The sequence below is a fragment of the Micromonospora sp. NPDC049374 genome (assembly GCF_040677165.1).
GTDB lineage: Bacteria > Actinomycetota > Actinomycetes > Mycobacteriales > Micromonosporaceae > Micromonospora.
The window spans coordinates 48665-66058 of sequence record NZ_JBFAQH010000003.1; the positions used below are offsets into that span (position 1 = coordinate 48665).

Annotated in this window: 16 protein-coding genes; 7 read left to right on the forward strand and 9 right to left on the reverse strand. The window is 71.5% G+C overall.

Translation table 11 applies throughout. The features are described 5' to 3' along the window. The first annotated feature begins 114 nt into the window (after nt 1–114). Both AB0J93_RS06165 and AB0J93_RS06170 read left to right on the forward strand, forming a co-directional pair. Nucleotides 115–1002: a septum formation family protein gene (locus AB0J93_RS06165; protein WP_363918678.1), complete on the forward strand. Its 888-nt coding sequence runs from the start codon at nt 115–117 to the stop codon at nt 1000–1002. Nucleotides 1003–1088: 86 nt separating this feature from the next. Continuing rightward, a complete protein-coding gene (locus AB0J93_RS06170) occupies nt 1089–1973 on the forward strand; it encodes a septum formation family protein (protein ID WP_363918680.1) in 885 nt (294 codons plus the stop codon). Nucleotides 1974–2229: 256 nt separating this feature from the next. On the opposite strand, the gene AB0J93_RS06175 is transcribed toward AB0J93_RS06170, so the two are convergent. Both AB0J93_RS06175 and AB0J93_RS06180 read right to left on the reverse strand, forming a co-directional pair. Then, nucleotides 2230–2424, reverse strand: coding sequence for a DUF397 domain-containing protein (locus AB0J93_RS06175; RefSeq protein ID WP_363918682.1), 195 nt, complete (start codon nt 2422–2424; stop codon nt 2230–2232). Further along, nucleotides 2412–3158 (reverse strand): DUF5753 domain-containing protein, encoded by a 747-nt coding sequence (locus AB0J93_RS06180; RefSeq protein WP_363918684.1) that lies wholly within the window; start codon nt 3156–3158, stop codon nt 2412–2414. The genes AB0J93_RS06175 and AB0J93_RS06180 overlap by 13 nt, the downstream gene beginning before the upstream one ends. Before the next feature lie 236 nt (nt 3159–3394). On the opposite strand from AB0J93_RS06180, the gene AB0J93_RS06185 reads away from it, so the two are divergent. The 3 genes from AB0J93_RS06185 to AB0J93_RS06195 all read left to right on the forward strand — a co-directional run bounded on the left by AB0J93_RS06185 (nt 3395) and on the right by AB0J93_RS06195 (nt 4474). Further along, nucleotides 3395–3694: a hypothetical protein gene (locus AB0J93_RS06185; protein ID WP_363918686.1), complete on the forward strand. Its 300-nt coding sequence runs from the start codon at nt 3395–3397 to the stop codon at nt 3692–3694. Continuing rightward, nucleotides 3691–3945 carry a flavin reductase gene (locus AB0J93_RS06190; RefSeq protein WP_363918688.1) on the forward strand — a complete coding sequence of 85 codons (255 nt, stop codon included), beginning with the start codon at nt 3691–3693 and terminating at the stop codon, nt 3943–3945. The genes AB0J93_RS06185 and AB0J93_RS06190 overlap by 4 nt, the downstream gene beginning before the upstream one ends. A 157-nt stretch (nt 3946–4102) precedes the next feature. Next, on the forward strand, nt 4103–4474 hold the full coding sequence (locus tag AB0J93_RS06195; RefSeq protein ID WP_363918690.1) for a cupin domain-containing protein: 372 nt from the start codon (nt 4103–4105) through the stop codon (nt 4472–4474). Nucleotides 4475–4586: 112 nt separating this feature from the next. On the opposite strand, the gene AB0J93_RS06200 is transcribed toward AB0J93_RS06195, so the two are convergent. Continuing rightward, the gene (locus AB0J93_RS06200) at nt 4587–5105 is read right to left on the reverse strand and encodes an SNF2-related protein (RefSeq protein ID WP_363918692.1); all 519 of its coding nucleotides are present in this window, start codon (nt 5103–5105) and stop codon (nt 4587–4589) included. Between the two features lie 524 nt (nt 5106–5629). On the opposite strand from AB0J93_RS06200, the gene AB0J93_RS06205 reads away from it, so the two are divergent. Both AB0J93_RS06205 and AB0J93_RS06210 read left to right on the forward strand, forming a co-directional pair. Then, a complete protein-coding gene (locus tag AB0J93_RS06205) occupies nt 5630–6010 on the forward strand; it encodes a hypothetical protein (RefSeq protein ID WP_363918694.1) in 381 nt (126 codons plus the stop codon). Beyond that, on the forward strand, nt 6010–9591 hold the full coding sequence (locus tag AB0J93_RS06210) for an AAA domain-containing protein (RefSeq protein WP_363918696.1): 3582 nt from the start codon (nt 6010–6012) through the stop codon (nt 9589–9591). Before AB0J93_RS06205 ends, AB0J93_RS06210 begins: the two co-directional genes overlap by 1 nt. A gap of 87 nt (nt 9592–9678) precedes the next feature. On the opposite strand, the gene AB0J93_RS06215 is transcribed toward AB0J93_RS06210, so the two are convergent. The 6 genes from AB0J93_RS06215 to AB0J93_RS06240 all read right to left on the reverse strand — a co-directional run bounded on the left by AB0J93_RS06215 (nt 9679) and on the right by AB0J93_RS06240 (nt 17350). Further along, entirely contained in the window at nt 9679–11094 is a 1416-nt protein-coding gene (locus tag AB0J93_RS06215; RefSeq protein ID WP_363918698.1) for a transcription antitermination factor NusB, read from the reverse strand. Further along, complete coding sequence (gene fmt, locus AB0J93_RS06220; RefSeq protein ID WP_363918700.1) at nt 11091–12017, reverse strand: methionyl-tRNA formyltransferase; 927 nt, start codon at nt 12015–12017, stop codon at nt 11091–11093. The genes AB0J93_RS06215 and fmt overlap by 4 nt, the downstream gene beginning before the upstream one ends. A 4-nt stretch (nt 12018–12021) precedes the next feature. Beyond that, nucleotides 12022–12582, reverse strand: coding sequence for a peptide deformylase (def, locus tag AB0J93_RS06225; RefSeq protein ID WP_363918702.1), 561 nt, complete (start codon nt 12580–12582; stop codon nt 12022–12024). A gap of 43 nt (nt 12583–12625) precedes the next feature. After that, nucleotides 12626–13894, reverse strand: coding sequence for a cytochrome P450 (locus AB0J93_RS06230; RefSeq protein WP_363918704.1), 1269 nt, complete (start codon nt 13892–13894; stop codon nt 12626–12628). Nucleotides 13895–14068: 174 nt separating this feature from the next. Further along, nucleotides 14069–15049, reverse strand: a complete 981-nt coding sequence (locus AB0J93_RS06235) for an AAA family ATPase (protein ID WP_363918706.1) — start codon at nt 15047–15049, stop codon at nt 14069–14071. A 288-nt stretch (nt 15050–15337) separates the two neighbouring features. Further along, on the reverse strand, nt 15338–17350 hold the full coding sequence (locus tag AB0J93_RS06240; RefSeq protein ID WP_363918708.1) for a primosomal protein N': 2013 nt from the start codon (nt 17348–17350) through the stop codon (nt 15338–15340). Nucleotides 17351–17394: the final 44 nt, after the last annotated feature.

Here is a 17394-nt window from a genome sequence, read left to right on the forward strand (position 1 = left end):
ACTGGCCAGACGACCGATTCGCGGCAACACTCCATCGGGGACGGTGACGGTATCGTGCAGGCCGGTGGGCGCGGGAGCCGGCAGCCGGGCGGCAGCTCCCGGAAAGGGCGGACGATGCGACGGTGGCTCGCGGCACTGGCGCTGGCCAGTGTGGCTGCGATGGTGCTCAGCGGCTGCGTGCGGCCGGGCGGAACCGACGGCGATCTCACCGACGACTGGCAGACACTGCGGGCACCGACCATGTTCGTGCCGGCCACCGACGCCTGCCTGCCCCGGATCACCGCGGTCGTCCAGGCGAGCACCTACGAGACGGTGGACTGCGCCCGCAACCATCTCGCCGAGACGGTCCACGTCGGCACGTTCACCGACGCCGCCGCCGAGGGCGAACGCCCGGAACCAGGGTCGGCGGCGCTGCGTACCGCCCGTGCGGAGTGCGACCAGCGGGCCCGCCTGGTGCTCGGTGGTGACTGGCACACCGCCCGGTTGACCCTCAACATCTCGCTGCCGTCGGTGCCCGCCTGGAACGGCGGCGCCCGCTGGTTCCGCTGCGACCTGAGCGAGACCGACAGCATCGACAACACCCGGCCGGTCAACCGCACCGGCAGCCTGCGCGGAGCACTGATCGGCGACTCACCGCTGGTGCACCGCTGCTTCGACCCGAAGCTCATCGGCGACAGCCTGAACTACATGGCCCCGGTGCTGTGCACCGAGCCGCACGGCGCCGAGTTCGTCGGCGTCTACGTCGAGCAGGACATGAGCTGGGAGCAGTTCGTCGGTTCGGCCGGCCAGGCACACAAGCGGTGCATGGAGCTGATCGCCGCCTTCGCGGACGTGCCCAACAACGCCGACCTGCCCTACCGCGCCGGTTCCATCTTCTACCCGCCGTCACAGCGGGAGTGGGAGGAGGGCGACCGGGGGGTGCGGTGCATCCTGTGGAGCGACGACCGCAAGCTCACCGGTTCGATGCGCGGCGTCGGCCCACAGGGACTGCCCGTGACGTGAACACGGTGCGCAAACGTCCTCGACACCGGCTGCGCCCGGTGCCGTATGCTGCCGCTTCGACGGGCGGGAGCGGGAGGTCGACGGGGATGCGGCGATGGTTGACCGGAGTCGCCCTGGGCGCCGTGGTGGCGTTGGCGGCGACCGGCTGCACCAAACCGGCCGGCACCGATGGTGACCTGGTCGACGACTGGGCGTCGATGGCCGCACCGGCGGTGTTCACGCCCGGCTCCGGCACCTGCCACGGGCAGCCGCAGGAGGTCGGCTACCTCAGCGCTTACGCGCCGGTGGACTGCGCGCAGCCGCACCGGGCCGAGACCCTGCACGTCGGCGCCCTCGCCGAGGCGACCGGGGCCCGACCGCCGGCGGTCGGCAGCAAGGGGATGCGCGCCGCGTTCGGCGAGTGCGACCGCGAGGCCCGCAGGACGTTGGGCGGCGACTGGCGGGGCGCCCGGATCGGGCTCACCGTCGTCCTGCCCTCGCCGCAGGCGTGGACCGGCGGCGCCCGGTGGTTCCGCTGCGACGTCCACGAGCTGCGCGGGCTCGACACCCCGGTACCGGTGCGCCGCACGGACAGCCTGGCCGGTGCGTTGGACGGGTCGTCCCCGCTGCGGCACGGCTGCTTCAACGCCCGCACCGAGGGCGACGAGGTGACCGAGATGGTCGCCGTCAAGTGCACCGCGAAACACCGGGCGGAGTTCGTGGGCCTGTGGCAGGCACCGAAGAGCAGCTGGTCGGAGTTCCTGGAGAACCCCACACGGAGCCATCGTGGTTGCCGCAGCGCCGTCGCCCGCTACGCCAAGCTGCCGGACGACGGCAACCTCCAGTACCGGGTCGGCACCATCTTCTACCACCCGTCGGAAGGCGAGTGGCGCAGCGGCAACCGGTCGGTGCAGTGCTTCCTCTGGATCAGCGACCGCACCCTCACCCGGTCGATGAAGGGCGCCGGCACGGGTTTGCTGCCGATCAACTGAGCCCCAGCCCCAGCCCCAGCCCCAGCCCCAGCGATGGTCGCCGCAGCCGCCCCGACCGCAGCCGCCGCGGCACCTCGCCGCGTGAATCTTGGACATTTTCCGTTAGCGCAGAACGGGAAATGTCCAAGATCTCAACGTTGGCGAGCCGAATCGTCGGCCCGAGGCGGGCCGGCGAGGCGGTGATGGGTGCATGTGTCGCTGCGCTCGCGATGAAGCGCCCGCCCCGGTGGGGACGGGCGCCTGCGCGCCGGTCGGGTCAGGACCGCCCGGCGGCCCGGGCGACGAACGCCTGCCAGGCCGCGGGAGCGAAGACCAACGCCGGACCGGTCCGGTCCTTCGAGTCGCGGACACCGACGACGTCGGGAAGGTTGTCGGCGACCTCGACACAGTCGCCACCGTTCGAGCTGCTACGGGTGCTTGTGCGCCACACGGCGCCGGTCAGGTCAGCCATGATCGTGCCTCAAGGAAGTCGATGGTCTGGCGGCGCGGCAGCGCCACCGAGCGCAGCGTATCCCAAGTGGACCAGAGCGCGGCGGTGTCGTTGGTCAGCCGGCCGGCGGCCTGGTCGTCCAGGTAAGCGACGTCGCCGTCCTCCGTCGTGGCGATGACGAACGGCCCCGCCTGCCCGGGGTGCAGGCCGGCGTCGAGCGGCAGCACGTGCAGCAGGATGTTGGGCCGCTGCGCCAGCCGCACCAGGTGATCCAGCTGCGGGTGCATGATGTCCGCGGCTCCGCGACGAAGCGCGAACTCGTCGATGACCGCGACGAGGAGCGGCGGTTTGCGCCGTTCCAGGACCGACGACTGTCGGCGCATCCGGGTCTCGACGTAGCCGGCCACCTCGTCCGGGGCGAGCAGCCCGCTGCTGAGCACTGCCGAGGCGTACTCGGGGGTCTGCAACAGGCCCGGGATGACCGCGACTTGAAAGGACCGCAGCGCGGTGGCCTGGAGTTCCGTCTCCACCCAGGGCCGGAGCCAGGACGGCTCGCGCCGCTTCAAAACGTCCGGCCAGATGTCCTCGATGTCCCGCCCTAATGCCGCAGCCGCCGCCGCGCGGTGGCGGGGATGCGGCACCCGTCCCGGAGCAACCCACCGCGCGACCGTCTTGGGATCCACGCCGACCTGTTCGGCGAGACTCTCGGCGGTCTCTCCCGCGTCCACCATGGCTGCCCTCAGCGCCTGATTCATGCCGCCTCCCACATGACGTCCTTGACGTCTGAAGAACCTATGCCTACGCCCTGTAGTCGTCCACATTCGCCACGCGATGGTTTCCATGGGCGGCGCGTGCGGGCCTTGGGACGGCAATCCCGCTCGCCGGGTCGCCGGGGGTCGCCCCTGGGCGAGCAGACCGGGGCGACCCCCTCCAACCGCGACGGAGGGACGGAGGAGGCACCCATGTCCGTGCAAGAGACGGCGCGTGGCCGGTGACCGGGCGGGAGGGCGGAACACCCCGGGTCCGTCCCGGCGTGTACCTCCTGACCCGGGAAGCATCCCCGCAGTTCCACCAACCGATCCTGGTCCGCGTGATCCGGCACCTGGAACGCACGACGTACGACGGGTGGGCCTGGGTCGACGTCTACCAGCTCGATCGGCACGGGGACGCGACCCAGCGCCGGGCGCTGTTCCTGCGGCCGGCGGGGATGCGGCCGGTAAACGTCCCGCCCGTCCCGTACGCCAAGCGTCGCTCCCGGCCCCGCTCCGGCGTCGCGAGCGTGACCGGATGATCGGCCGGATCGAGGCGCACGTCCCGTCCCGCCCGACGTGGCGTTGCCAGGCGTGCGGGGCCGCCTGGCCCTGTTCTCCGGCGAAGCTACGCCTGCTCGCGGTGTACCGGGAAGACAAGCCGGCGCTCATGGTGCGCCTCATCGAGTTGCGCGAGGAGGCCGCCGGGCAGCTTGCCGTGTCGGGCTCCGGCGAGGACGCCGCAGGGCTGCACCGACGGTTCACGGACTGGGTTCCCGACCGGCCCGCGTAAGGCCGTGACCGTCGTGGGACGCCGTGAGGCAGCAGAAGGACGCTGAGGTCCGTAGGAACGTACAAGACTGGCGGAGTCCGTGTGTGGCAGGCTCGTGACGCCGATTCGAGAGCCCACAAACCGTTCCCGATTGCCCGGAGTCGAGGAAGGATGCCGTATGTCCAAGTCTGTTCTTCCGGTCAACCTCGCCGAGAAGCTGTCGCAGTTCAGCGAGCTGTGGTCGCCGAAGACTGTGGCCGTGCTCAACGATTACGAGGTCAAGCTGGTCAAGGTGAAAGGGGAATTCGTCTGGCACACCCACGAGGACACCGATGAATTGTTCCTGGTCATCAGCGGACGGCTCACCATCCAACTCAGGGAGGGCGATGTGGTGTTGGAACCCGGCGAGTTGTTCGTGGTCCCCCGTGGAGTCGAGCACTGCCCGGTGGCGGACGAGGAGACCGCGATCCTGTTGTTCGAACCGGCAGGCACGCTCAACACCGGTGACGTTGGAGGACCGATGACCAAAGCGGCCGAGTTTCTCGACTGACACCCGGCCGGCCAGTGCCAGAACGTCGCGCGGTTCCGGAGAGCGGCGAAGGTGACAGCGGCGCCGGCCGATCTCCGTAAGGCGCCGTCGTCTTCGGCTGAGCTTTCCACGATCAGATCGATGTGTACGCCCCGGTCGGCTGCAGATCGCAGCTCGGATAACGCGGCGTCGCCGGCAGCACCTCGCGGAGCAGCCGCATCGGCCGGTCCCGCTTCAACCAGCCCACGCTGGCGATCAGTCGCGCGTAGTGCGTCCACGGGTTGGTGTAGAGACCTCGGGCCCGGCGCAACTCCCGGAGCAGGGCCGCGCCGACGATGCGGAAGTCGAGGCCGAACTTGTCGCGCATCTCGTCACGCCACTGCCGGGTCAGCCCGGCTGGACACACGATCATCATGGTGCGGGCTCGGTGCCGCAGCACCAGCTCCTGCATCACCAACCCGGCTTCGATGGTCTTGCCGAGGCCGACGTCGTCGGTGATCAGCAGAATCGTCCGCGGCATCGACAGCGCCCGGGCCACCGGGTCGAGTTGGTAATCCTCGATCTCGATGCCGGAACGGAAGGGTGCCTGAAGTGCGGTCCGATCGGCCGAGGCGATGGCGCCCCAGCGCACGGCGTCCAGAAGCGCGTCCAACTGCCCGGGGTCGTCGAACCCGTTCCGGGGCCCGGCAGCGTGGCGCTGTCGTGCACCCGCCGGCCCGGCTCCAACTCCCAGACCACCCGCAACTCCTCGTCGCGGGCATCCTCCTCGATGCTGACCAGGGCGGCCAGGGGCGGGGTCCGGCCGGTGAAGACATGCGGATCGCCGCTGGCCACGTCACTGCGGACCACGTCGGCGACGACCCAGCGCCGGTTGCGTACTGTGACGAGCTGGCCCGGCACCGGAGAATTGTCGGTCGCCATGGTCATCCGACTCGAACCATCGGTGCGCTCCTTCAGGCCCGGAGGGGTCGCCTCATGCATCGAACGTCACGTGTGGTGCAGACGTCCGGACGGCAGGCGTGAAGGTTAGTACATGATCCAGATCGGAATGACCCACACTCCATGTAGGAACGCCAAGCTGGCCAGTAATGGACTTTCGATCGACAAGCTGACAGTTGTGGGTGTCGGCGGCGCCTTTTCCGTAGGTTGGTTTCCGCCGCACAGTCAGGAGGTTGGATGTCCCACGTCCGCATCCGGATCGCGTTCACGCCGCTCGCCGACGACGACGAGTTCGTTCTCGGTGAGTTGACCGACGAGCTGGCGGATGAGCTCCGCGAGGTCGGCGACGTCTCTCGCGTCGAGCGAGCCACCGTCGACCCGGATGCCAAGGGCGTCGCAGAGCTGGCGCTCGGCGTCGTCACGGTGCTGACGGGAACCGAGCCCGGCTACGTGCAGGCGTTGGTCGACGTTGTCCTGGCCTTCCTGCAACGCCACACCGGCCGTCGGGTGCATCTGCGGGTCGGTGACATCGAGCTGACCATCGACCAGCCCACCCATGAACACACCGACGAACTGATCAGGACGGTACGGGCCGCAATCGAACGGGCTCGGCCCTGATGGGCCGGCATGCCCTACTGCTCGGCACCGCCACCTGTCATCTCGACCGGGAGCTCGCGCCCCTGCCCTCGGTACGGCAGGACGTTGAGCAGGTCAAGGCGCTGCTTGACAGCGCGGGAGAGTTCGACACCGTACGCGCCGAAATCGACCTGCCGGCAGCGCACCTACGGCAGATCGTCGAGGAGTTCTACGGGGTGCGGCGCACGGGCGACCTGGCCCTGCTCTACTACTCGGGTCACGGGGTGCGGCATCGTGACGGTCAGTCGCTGTTCCTCGCGGCGACCGACACGGTCAGCGCGCAGTTGCACGCCACCGCCTTCGACACCGACGGCATACTGCGTCACCTGCTCAACGACTCCAAGGCCAGCCAGAAGGTCGTCCTCCTCGACTGCTGTTTCTCCGGTGCGTTCACGGCCCGGCACCGGTTCCGGGGCGGTGTGCGCGAAGAGCCACGCCGCCTCAAACGGCAGCGTGGCACCTTCATACTGACCTCCAGCACGCACCAGAAGGCGTCGAAGGCGCAGGGGCCCGAACGCCCGTCGGTCTTCACCGAGGTGCTGCTCGACGGTTTGCGCGGTGCAGCCGAGGGGCCTTCCGACGACGGGTGGATCACCACCAACGACCTTTCCCGATACGCCCCGACAGAGATGGCCCGACGCCGCCAGCACAGCCCGGTCGAGTCGAGTGAGGGCGTCACCGAGCCGATCCGGCTGGTGACGGCCCCGGGCTCCGTCGCCGCTGCACAGCAGGTCAGGGTCGCCACCGCCAGTCCGAGGGACGAGGCGCCGTTCGATGCGGACCAGTGGCGTCGTCTGGTGACCTACTACATCAACTGCATGCAGCGATCGACCGTGCTGCAGTCGTTCATCGATCCGCAGGCAAACCCGACGTACGTCGCGGCACCGTCGGGCTCCGAGGCCGTCTTCACCTCGGAAACGCCCGTCCAACTCAGCGGCGCGGCAGCCAAACTCGCCGTGCGGGCTCGGGGCGACGGCAGGGAGATGCAGTACGGTTATCCCGTCGCCGCAGTCCGGCCGACTCGGCAGAAGCCGCTCCGGCTCGCTCCGCTGCTGGTCTGTGATGTCACCGTTGGTGAGGATGACGTCCTACACCCTTCCTTTCCGCCCCGCCCCAGCGCCGCGCTCGTCGACCTGTTTCAGCTCTCCGAGGTGGAGGCTGACGAACTGCGGCTCCGCGTCGAACAGGCATTCGCGCCGGGCGACCCCGCCTCCCTCGCCGCCACCGTCGACGTGCTCGTGAAGACGTTCGGGTTGAGCCCGGTGACGGAGTTGGACCCGGCCAGGCTCGGCGGCACCATCCGGCCAGGGCCGTTGAACGGGGTGCAGAACGCCGCGATCCTGTACACCGTCGACGCCGCCGAGTCGCCACAGCGGCAGCTCGTCGACGACCTACGGGGCATGATCAAGAACCCTCAACTCATCGAGCGGACGGCGCTGGCTGCGCTGGCGGTCCGCCCGGACGAGGCAGCTGCGGCCAAGGTCACGACGGTGGCTATGAGCGCGACGAACGAGGCGCAGGAAGAGATCATCCAGGCGGCGATGTCACAGCCGTTGACCGTGGCCCAAGGGCCGCCGGGCACCGGTAAGAGTCAACTCGTCACGGCCTTGCTAGCCACCGCCACCGCTGCCGGCCAGAGCGTACTCATCGGCTCGACCAGCAACCAGGCCGTCGACTCCGTGCTCGGCCGGGTGACCGACCTGATCGGCCCGGGCCTGCTGCTGCGGACGGGCAACAAGGACCACCGTATGCAGGAACCGAAGCACCTCGCCGACATCCTGGCGGCGTATCCATCGGCGGAGTGGCCCAACATGCCCGAGGACCGGACACCCCAGCATGAGCTGCGACTGCTGGGCGAAGAGGTCGCGAGCCTCCGTACGGCGCTGGACGAGCGGCGGCTGCTCGAACGTGACCTCGCTGAGCTGGCCGTGGAGCGGGCGGTCGACCCAGGCGTCGGTGCGGCACCGCTGCCCACCGACGACGCGGCGCTGGCGCATCTCGTCCAGCTGACCGAGCGGGCTCTCGCCAGCAGGTGGTTCGGTTGGTGGTACCGGTGGCGGCTGCGGTCGTATCAGGTTGCGGATCGAGACGCCATCGAGGCTCTCGCCGAGCGGGCGGTGATCGAGCTGCGTTGGCGGGACTGCCTGCGACACCTCGCAGAGCTGCCCGACGCCGACGTTGCCTGGCGGCGACTGGTCGATCTGATCAGCACCGAGCGGCCCGCGCTCAGCATCGATCTGCTACAGGCCCAGATTGCCCGGCGGGTGGCGGCGGGATCACGCCTGCTACAGGACCGAGCCGACGAGATGGCCAAGCCACAGTCGGACAGCTGGGCCTACTTCCCGGAGTTACTCCGAGTGCTGCCCGGCTGGGCAGTGACCGCCCTGTCCGCTCGGCGTTTGAGGAGAAGCCCGGCGATGTACGACCTCGTGGTGATCGACGAGGCGGCACAGTGCACAATTCCCGCGATCCTGCCCATGCTCTATCGCGCCAAACGGGCCCTGCTCATCGGCGACCCGCGTCAGCTCGCACCCGTCGTGGACCTGCCGGAGAGCGACGACGTCACCGAACGTGCCCGAGCGGAACTGAGTACCGGATGGCTCACCACCCGCCGACTGACTCATACGGCCCATTCCGCATACGACGCGTTCGCCACCGCTGCGGGCGCGGCGCATCTCCTCGACGAGCACTACCGATGCCACCCGGACATCGTGGAAGTGCCGAACCGCGAGGTCTATCAGGGTCGGCTCACCGTGCTGACAGATCCGAACCGGTTGGCCGCTCCAGCCGATCCCGCGGTCCGTTGGCGCGCCGTGCCCGGGCAGTTCAGCCGGGGCGCAACCGGCTCCGGTTTCAATCAGATCGAGATCGACGCGGTCGTCGCCGAGGTGGCAGACCTGCGGGCCGCGTACCCCGATGTCTCGATCGGGGTGGTCACGCCGCTTGCCGCGCACCAGCGTCGCCTGGCCGCGGCCCTACGCAGTGCCGGCCTCACCGACAACCTGCTCTGCGCGACGATCCACAAGTTTCAGGGCAGCGAACGAGACATCATGGTCGTCTCAGCGGTCGGAGCGCACGGCATCCCGGACCGCACCCGGGGCTGGCTGGTACACCAGACGAACCTGTGGAACGTCGCCATCACCCGGGCAAAATCTCAGCTCGTCGTGGTCGGTGATCGATCGTGGTGGTCGGGCCAACGCGGCCTGCTGACCGCCTTGGCGTTTGTCCATGCGGTCGCCGACACCCAACCGGATGCCGCGACAGCGCCGGCGGATCGATTGCACCTTGCACTTCGGGGCACCGGTCTCACCGTGCGGCGCGACGTTGCCGTGGCCGGGCAGGCCGTCGACCTTGTGGTGGGGCGCGGGAACGTCGAACTGGCCGTCGTCGTCGACGATCCCATGGGCGACCCCGACGGCCGAGGGCTGCGCCGGGTGCTCGCTCGGCTCGATGTCACACGTGGTTCCACACCTGTCCGCCGGGTGCCCGCCTGGCGCTGCCTGTCCGAGCCGGAGCAGGTGGCGGCAGAGTTGATTGACTACCTGCGCCGCTCCGCGCTGTAGCAGCACGGCAGATGGATCGACGTCGTGCTGCTATGGCCGCACCAGCTGTACCACGAGGCGGAGTGGAGCGTCCTTCCCAACCGTCGGTCAGGTGCGGCGGAGCAGGGCGAGGAACATGGCGTCTGTGCCGTGCCGGTGCGGCCACAACTGCACTGTCGGTCCGTCGCCCAGCCCCGGCATCCCGGCCGGCAGCACCGTACGGGCGTCGACGAAGTCCACCGGCACGCCGCTGCGGCGGGCAGCCTCGGTCACCGTCACGTGCGTCTCCACCGTGTGCGGCGAACAGGTCACGTAGGCCACCACCCCGCCCGGACGGACCGCCCGCAGCCCGGCGGCGAGCAACTCGCGCTGCAACCGGGTCAGGGCAGACAGGTCGGACGGCTGACGCCGCCAACGCGACTCCGGGCGACGACGCAGCGAACCGAGCCCGGTGCACGGCGCGTCGACAAGCACCCGATCGAAGTGTTCCTCCGGCAGTTTCGACTCGGTACCCACCAGCCGACCGTCGGTGTGCAGCACGGTCACCGGCAGCCCCTGAGTGGCACCCGCGACCAGCCGGGCCCGATGCTCGGCCACCTCCACGGCGGTCAGCCGCGCGTCCCGCTGCGCGGCGAGGGCCCCGAGCAGGCCCGACTTGCCGCCCGGCCCGGCACACAGGTCGAGCCACCGACCGTCCGGGCCGTCGACCGGTGCCATCGCGAGCGCGTTCGCCACCAACTGGGAGCCCTCGTCCTGGACGTGGGCCCGGCCGTCGGCCACCGCCGCCAACTCGCCCGGTGCGCCACCGGCCAGGTAGACCGCGTACGGCGAGAAGGCACCGGGCGCCCCGCCCACCTCGTCGGCGAGGTCGACCGGGTCGATCAGGCCGGGCCGGGCACACAGGTGCACCGGAGGGCGCTCATTGTCCTCGATCAGCAGGCGGGTGGTCTCGCCGAAGTCACCACCGAGCGCCTCGTTGAAGGCCCGCACGATCCACTGTGGATGACTGTAGGCCAGCGCGAGATGGCCGACCGGGTCGCTCTCGATCGGCGGCGCGAGTCGGGACACCCACTCGTCGACATCGCGGGCGGCGACCTCGCGCAGCACCGCGTTGGCGAAGCCGGTGGCACCCTGGCCGACCACCCGGACCAGGTCGACAGTGGAGGAGACCGCCGCGTGCGCCGGGACCCGGGTGTGCAGCAACTGGTACGCGCCGATGCGCAGCGCGTCGCGGACCGGCGGGTCGATCCGCTGCACGTCCCGCCCGGCCGCAGCGGTCAGGATCGCGTCGAGGGTGCCGAGGTGGCGCAGGGTGCCGTAGGTGAGTTCGGTGGCGAAGGCGGCGTCCCGGCCGAACAGTCCGGCATCGGTCAGGATCGCCGGCAGCACCAGATTGGCGTACGCGTCATCGCGGTGCACCGCCGCGACCGCCTCGTACGCCGCGTAACGGGGCCGGTCGACAATCGGTCGTCCGGGACGGGACCCGCGACGTTCCGCGCCGCCCCGGGCAGCGGTCTCCCTCACGCGAACTCCTCCCCGGCACCGACCCGGACGCCGCGCGCCCAGTCGGTCGCCGGCATGGCCCGCTTGCCGGCCGCGCGTACCTCGCCGAGACGGACCGGCACGGTCGCCGTGCCGGCCAGCACCCGCGCCTTTTCCACGAGCAGCTCACCGGGCTTGAGGTCGGGCGCGTCCGGTGCCGGGGTGACCGGGCCGAGCTTCACCCGCTCGTCCCGGAAGGTCGTCCACGGGCCAGGAGCCGGGGTGCAGGCACGGATGCGCCGGTCCACCGCGAAAGCGGGGTCGCTCCAGCGCACCCGGGCGTCCTCGACAGTCAACTTCGGGGCCAGCGAGACGCCGTCGGCGGGCTGCGGCTCGGCCCGGGCGGTGCCGTCCTCCACCGCGTCCAACACCGCCACCAGCAACCCGGCGCCGGTGTGCGCCAACCGCTCCAGCAGGTCGCCGGAGGTGTCCGCGGGCCGGATCTCGTCGGTGAGGGTGCCGTAGACCGGGCCGGTGTCCAGTCCCTCCTCCAGTTGGAAGACGCTGGCCCCGGTCAGCTCGTCGCCGTGCAGCACGGCGTGCTGCACAGGTGCGGCACCCCGCCACGCCGGCAGCAACGAGAAGTGCAGGTTCACCCAGCCGTGCCGGGGAATCTCCAGCGCGACCGGCGGCACCAGCGCGCCGTAGGCGACCACCGGCACGCAGTCCGGAGCCAACTCGCGCAGCCGGTCCAGGAACTCCGGCTCACGCGGACGCGCCGGGGTCAGCACCTCGATCCCCCGCTCGTCGGCCCAGGCGCCGACCGGCGAGCGGACCAGGCCCCGGCCGCGTCCAGCGGGCGCGTCCGGGCGGGTGACCACGGCGATCAGCTCGTGCCGGGAGGCGGCCACGGCGGCCAGGGCCGGAACGGCGACGGCCGGCGTACCGGCGAAGATCACACGCATCCGGTCACCGCCCCAGACCGAAGGGGCTGCCGGCGACGTGTGGGCTGACCTTGACGGTGGGCGGGGCGGCGGCGTCGTACCACTCGGCCTGGCGGATCGCCTTCATCGCCTCCTTGCGGCCGGCCGGGTCCAGCCGGTCGAGGAAGAGCACCCCGTCGAGGTGGTCGGTCTCGTGCTGCACGCAGCGTGACATCAACCCGGTTCCGACGATCTGCATCGGGTCGCCGTAACCGTTGAAGCCCTTGGCGATGACGTTCTGCCGGCGCTTGGTGTCGAAGTAGAGCCCGGGGATGGACAGGCAGCCCTCCGGGCCGTCCTGTTCCTCCTCGTCGGGAAACTCCAGCACCGGGTTCACCAGGTGGCCGAGCACGTCGTCGACGTCGAAGGTGAACACCCGCAGGCCCACGCCCAGTTGCGGTGCGGCGAGACCGGCACCGCCCTGCTCACGCATGGTGTCGGTCAGGTCCTCGACGAGCTTGCGCAGCTCGACGTCGAAGTCGACCACCGGATCGGCCGGCGTGCGCAGCACCGGATCCCCGAACAGACGGATGGGCTGGACGGTCACGCGGGTTGGCTCCTTCACGGCGGGACGGGAGTGCCGTACCAGTCTACGGACTGCCGGTGGCCGTGCCGGCCGGCGCACCACCATCCGTGGCCGGGAGCGGCTCACCCACGGTGACCGGCAGGTGGTCGTATCCGCGCAGGGTCAGCCGGATCCGACGCCGGGGCTGCCCGGCCGACGCCAGCCCGGGGAGCCGGCGCAGCAGCGCCGGGAAGGCGACCTGCGCCTCCAGCCGGGCCAGCCCCGCTCCCAGGCAGTAGTGCGGCCCGGCGCCGAAGGAGAGCGGGTTCAGTTGCGCCCGCCACGGGTCGAACCGCTCCGGCCGCGGGTACCGCCGGGGGTCGCGGTTGGCCGCGCCGAGCAGCAGCAGGATCCAACTGCCGGCCGGCACCTCGACCCCGTCGAGCCGCACCGTTTCGCCGCTGGCGCGGGTGGTCAGTTGCACCGGTGAGTCGAAGCGGAGCAGTTCGTCCACGTACGCCGGGGCGTGCTGCGGGTGCTGACGCAGCACGTCGGCGGCCCGAGGGTGGGCCAGCAGCACCGCCAGCCCGTTGCCGAGCAGGTTGGTGGTGGTCTCGAAGCCCGCGACGAGCAGGATCACCAGGTTCGCCAGCAGTTCCTCGCCGGAGAGCCGATCACCGGTGTCGTGCGCCTGCACCAGGGCGGTGGTCAGGTCGTCGGCCGGCCGCCGGCGACGGGCGGCCACCAGTTCGGCGAAGTAGTCCCGCAGCTCGGCGGCGCCGGCATCGGCCACGGCCAGCTCCGCCGGGGTGATCTCGGGCTCCAGGACCCCGGTCAGGTCGGCCGTCCAACGCCGGAACAGCGGGCGGTCGGCGGCGGGCACGCCGAGCAGTTCGCAGATCACCGCGACCGGTAGCGGGTAGGCGAACTCGGCCATGAAGTCCACCGGAGCACCGCTCCGGCCGGCCGTCGCCATCGCGTCGATCAGCTCGTCGGTCTGCGCCGCGACCACCTCACGCATGGCGCCGATCCGGCGTGGGGTGAAGGCTCCGGCGGCCAGCCGGCGCATCCGGCTGTGGTCGGGCGGGTTGGTCCGCAGCATGGACCGGGCGATCGAGGACACGGCCGGGCTGTTACGCCAGTTCGGCAGGAGATCGTCGCGCAGATGCTCGTCGAGCACCCGGACTCGGGCGTCGCGCAGGAGTTCGTCAGCCTCCGCGTAGCCGGTGACCGCGAACACGCCAGGATTGGCCTGCACGATCGGCCCGTGGGCACGCAGCCGCTCGTACGCCGGATACGGGTCGACCCGCCCCTCTGGCGACATCAGCGTGGCGAGCGCCTCGGCTGGTTCCATCCGGCCTCCTCGGTGTCCCGGAGGCTCCATCATGCCCGGGCCGTGCCATCGCGGCCGACACCCCACCCGGCCCAGCCAGCGGCCCGGCGCGGATCAACTGACGGCCCGACGGGCTCAGCCGGCACCCGGCGCCGCTCAGTCAGCGGCCCGACGGGTTCAGCTTGCGGGGGAGGCTCAGCCGGCGGGGCTCTCGCCGGCCAGCACCGCGTCGCCGGCGAGCAGGGCCTGCTCGGGCAGCGGCAGGTGGATGTCGTGGGCCGCCTCCCAGTCGTGGATCAGGCTGGGGCGGGCCTGGGCGGCGAAGTAGTCCATCGCGCTCACCCCGCCGACCACCGGCTCCTCGACCTCGGCGACCAGCCGGCCCGGCACCAGCCGGAAACCGTTGCGCAGTGCGGCGCTGAGTCGGCGGTGCCCGTTGACCACGAAGAAGTACTCGCCGGTGTACCCGATCTCCAGTGGCTCCAGACCGGTCTCACCGGCGGCGGCGACCTCGCCGGCGAAGGTCGAGTCCCACATTCCGCGCAGTCCGGCGATGTCCTCGGTCGGGTAGACCCGACCGGGGTCGAGCAGGAGCAGCGGCGGGGTGCCGCGCAGCACCTCCGGCGCGAGTCGTCCCTCGTACGCGTCGACGATTCGCTCGATCACCTCGTCGGCGGGTGCCCGGGTGGTGTCGCAGATCAGGTCGTAGTTGCGCAGCCTGGCCTTGTCCACGCCGTAGCGGATCAGGAACCGGCCGCGCTCGCTCTCGCTGCGCTCCCTGAGCTTGGCCTTCGCCTCGTCAAGTGAGGTGTAGCTCTCGGCCGGCCCGGAGGGGCGCAGCAGGACGCGGCGGGCGGCCTCCCCCGGCTCGGTGATCATGTGCACCTTGAGGGCGTCGGTGAAGAAGTGCCAGGCCAGCCGGGAGTCCATGACCAGGCTCTCACCGGAGGCGGCGATGTCGCGCTGAAGCTGGTCGACATAGCCGTCGACGGCCTGGTCCAGCTCGGCGTGCAGGTTCAGCTGGAGCGCGGTCATCTGCCGCTCCTGGGCCATCTGCCGGTAGAGGTCACCGACGCTGACCCGGCGCAGGCCGAGCCGCTTGGCGATCTCGACGGAGACCGTGCTCTTGCCGCTGCCCAGGTCACCGTTGAAGACGATCGACTGACGAACGGTCACGACTTGTCCACCCCTGATCACCGGCCGGTTGAGATCATCGATTTCCCGCGCCGGGCCGACGCGGTTCCGCCGTCGTCGCGCCGCCCTCGGACACCTCCAGCTCGACCTGGAGTCGCCGTACGCACCGGCATGACGGGCGATGCTACCACCTCGCGCGGGCCTGACTTCGGGACGCGACCCTGAGCGGGCGAGTCGATACAGACAGTCATGATCAGGTAACATATCGCACCGATTGGGACACGGGTCGGCACCCAGCGTCACCGCTGCGGTCAGCACAGCCCGTGCGGGTCAGAACAGCGCGAGCGGATCGACCTGGAGGCGTACCGGCTCGGTCGCCTTGCGAGCGCTGCGCACCCCGGCCGCCTCGTGCAGCGCACCGGCCATGGCGGCGGCACGAGCCCTCGGCACCCGCACCAGCATCCGCTCCCGCTCGCCGTCGGCCGGCACCGGACCGAGCAGCTCGGCCCCGTCGGGCAGGCGCGCCTGCGCCAACAGGTCGGCGACCGCCGCCGGCAGGCCCGTCACGCTGGCCATCCGCATCGCCGGCGGAAAGCCCAGCTCCCGCCGTTCGGCCAGTTCCCGGGCCGCGAACCAGCCGGCGTCCCAGCGCAGCAACGCCTGCACCGGTGCGAGCGCGCCGTCGGCGACGACCACCACCCGACCCCCGTCGGAGGCCGGCCGGGCCAGTGCCGCGGCGGCCGTCCAGCGACGCAACGCCTCCTCCCCGGCCCGCAGGTCGGCGCGGGTCAGCATCGCCCAGGTGTCCAGCAGCAGCACCGCACCGAAGCCGCCGGCCGCCACCGGCTCGGCACCCGGGGTCGCGATCACCAGGCCAGCACCGCCGGGGACGTCGGCCAGCACCTCCTCCCGACCGGAGGTGCGCACCGGCACCCCCGGGAAGGCCCGACCCAGCTCCTCGGCGGTCCGCCGGGCACCCGTGACCGAGGCCCGCAGTCGCCGCCCGCCGCACGGGGGACAGGCGTACGCGGCGGCGATCCGGGCGCACCAGCGGCAGGCCGGCGACCCGCCGGCCGACGGCAACGCGAGCGGGCCGGCGCAGTGCGGACAGCGGGCCGGGGTACGGCAGTCGGCGCAGGCCACCGAGGGCAGGTAGCCGCGCCGGGGCACCTGGACCAGGACCGGAGCGTCCGCGCGCAGCGCCTCCCGGGCGGCGGTCCAGGCCAGGCTGGGCAGCCGGGCGGTCGCCGCACCGGGGTCGCGGGCAAGCTGCGGGTCGTCGCCGGTCGGCACGATCGCGGGGGTACGCGCCCGCAGCACCGCCCGGTCGGCGATCACCTCGCGGGCCCAGCCGGTCTCCACCAGCAACTGCGCCTCGGCGGTACGGGCGAAGCCGCCGACCAGCACGCCCGCCTCCGCCAACTGGGCCCGGGTGAGCAGCACCTCACGGGCGTGCGGGTAGGGGGCTCGCGGCTCGGCGTGCAGATCGTCACCGTCGTCCCAGATGGCCACCAGTCCCAGCCGGTCGACCGGGGCGAACATGGCCGCCCGGGTGCCGATCACCACCGGGACGTCGCCGCGGCGGGCGGTCAGGAACGCGCGGTAGCGCCGCGCCGGACCGAGGGCGGCCGACAGGCAGACGTGCCGGCCCGCACCGAGCCGCGCGGTCAGTGCGGCGTCGAGCCGATCCAGGTCACGTCCGTCGGCCACCACCACCAGCGCGCCCCGGCCAGCGGCCACGGTGGCGGCGACGGCGGTGGCGTAGCGGGCCGCCCAGTCCTCCCCCGGCAACGCCGACCACACGGCCCGGGGAGAGCGCCCGTCGGCCAGCGCCCGCAGCAGCGCCGGCCCGGCCGGGTAGTCGCGCCATCCTTCCGGCTCCGGCACCGACGGAGCAGCCACGGCCGCCGCTGGATCGGCCCGCGCCCCCGATGTCACCGGGTCAGCCAGTGCTGGGCCGGCCGGCGCCGGGTCTGCCGGTGCCGGGTCTGCCGGCGCTGGGTCGGCTGGCGGGGCCTGGGCGATCGCTTCCTTCTCCACCCGGGCGTGCCGTGGTGGAACCGCCAGCCGCAGCACGTCGGCGAGGCTGCCGGCGTACCGGTCGGCGACGACCCGGGCCAGCCGAGCCACCTCCGGGGCGAGCACCGGCATCGGGGAGACCACTTTTTCGAGGTACGCGAGCCGCGGGTGGTCGGATCGTTCGGCCCGCTCCAGCAGCCAACCGTCGACCAGTTGGCCGGCGAAGCGCACCTTCACCCGTACGCCCGGCACGGCCTCGGCGGAGAGGGCCTGCGGAACCAGGTAGTCGAAGGGACGGTCCAGGTGGGCCAGCGGCACATCCACGCAGACACGAGCGACCGGCGACCCGTCAGCGGGCCGCCGGTCGT